This window comes from Streptomyces sp. NRRL B-24572 (assembly GCF_002156145.1).
GTDB classification, from domain to species: domain Bacteria; phylum Actinomycetota; class Actinomycetes; order Streptomycetales; family Streptomycetaceae; genus Streptomyces; species Streptomyces vietnamensis.
Genome location: NZ_MWIG01000130.1, coordinates 1 through 1628, shown reverse-complemented (window position 1 = coordinate 1628; position 1628 = coordinate 1). Strand labels below are relative to the sequence as shown.

General features: G+C 75.9%; 1 protein-coding gene. It reads right to left on the bottom strand.

The window, feature by feature from the left end:
* Positions 1–62: 62 nt before the first annotated feature.
* The coding region (locus tag CCN56_RS08550; protein WP_107484113.1) for an alpha/beta hydrolase at positions 63–1628 on the bottom strand (1566 nt) is incomplete at its 5' end.

Here is a 1628-nt window from a genome sequence, read left to right as displayed (position 1 = left end):
CGACCTCGACGCGCTCGCCGCCGCGCTCACCGCCGAACTCGACCTGCTCGACCCGCCGGACGCTACGGCGTGCACATAGTGCCGGGGCGGACCTTCGTGAGCGAGACCAGGTAGGCCTCGACCTTCTCGTCGACGCAGGCGTCGCGGCCGTACCCGGTGTGGCCGGGGGCCTCGAAGGACAGCAGCATGCCGCCGGGGAACTGGCGTGCCAGGCTCACCGCCTCGTCGTACGGCGTCGCCGGATCGCCCGAGGTGCCCACGACGAGCACCGGCGGAACGCCCGCCGCGGCCACCCGGTGCGGCCGCTGGGTACCGGCCGGCCAGTCCTTGCAGACCAGCTCGCCGGTCACCCCGGACGTGCCGTAGTCCCCGGCGGCCCGGTGGGCGGGGGCCAGTGCGTCCCAGTAGGCCTGTGCGTCGCGGGGGTGGGGGACGTCGAGGCAGTTGATCGCGATGAGGGCGGCTTCGCCGTTGTCCTCGGGCACGTCGCCCGCCGTCTCCGCGGCCTCCTCGGCGTCGGAGTCGGCATCGGCGTCGGCGTCGGCGCCGGAGTCGGAGTCGGAGTCGGCATCGGTGTCGGGAGACTCGTCCTCGCCCGCCGCCAGGGCCGCCAGCTTCGTACCGTCCCCGTCGTCCGCCGCGCGCAGCGCCTCGGACAGGCCCTCCCACTGCGCCTCCGGCGTGTACATGGACAGACCGAGCGCGGAGACCAGGCCCGCCGCGTCGAGACCGTCCTCGGAGCCGTCGACCGGCAGCGGCTCGCGCCGCGTCCGTTCGAGGAGCCGGTCGATCAGCGTGCGTATCTCCTCGGGCGTCCCGCCGGGGCAGCCCTCGCCCACCGTGTCGGCGCAGGACTCGGCGTACTCCTCGACCGCGTCCCGGAAACCGGTCGACTGGCCGAGCACGCGCTGCCGCCAGTCCAGGGACGGGTCGACCGCTCCGTCAAGGACCATCGCCCGTACGCGACGCGGGAACTGCTCGGCGTACGAGGTGCCCAGGCTCGTGCCGTACGACCAGCCGACGTACGTCAGCCGGCGCTCGCCGAGGGCCGCCCTCAGCACGTCCATGTCCCGGGCCGCGTCGTCCGTCCCGACGTGCGGGAGCAGCGGACCGCTGGCCTTCCGGCAGGCGGCGGCCTGCGCCCGCGCGCCGGCGAGGGCCGCGGCGCGCTCGGCGTCCGTACGGGGGTAGAGCGGCGCCTCGTCCACGACCTCGGTCCGGTCCTCGGTGAGGCAGGTCAGGGCGGGCCTGCTCCCGCCGACACCGCGCGGGTCGAAGGACACGACGTCGAACCGCTCGCGCACGCCCTTGCCGATCTCGTCGGCGACGCCGTCCTCGACGAGCTTCGCGCCGGGCTCGCCCGGGCCGCCGGGGTTGAGGACGAGCGAGCCGACGCGCTTGCCGGCGGTCGCGGTCGCCGCCTTCGCCACCGGCAGCACGAAGGTCTTGCCGTCGCCGGGACGGGAGTAGTCCCTCGGGACGGTGAGCTCGGCGCACTGGACGTCGCCGCAGGGCCGCCAGACGAGCTTCTGGCCGTAGAAGCGCCGCAGGTCCGGGCGGGCCGCCGGGTCGGTGGGGGCGGCCGAGGCCCCCGGCCGGTGCCCCTCCCGGCCGGGCCCGGCCGTGCA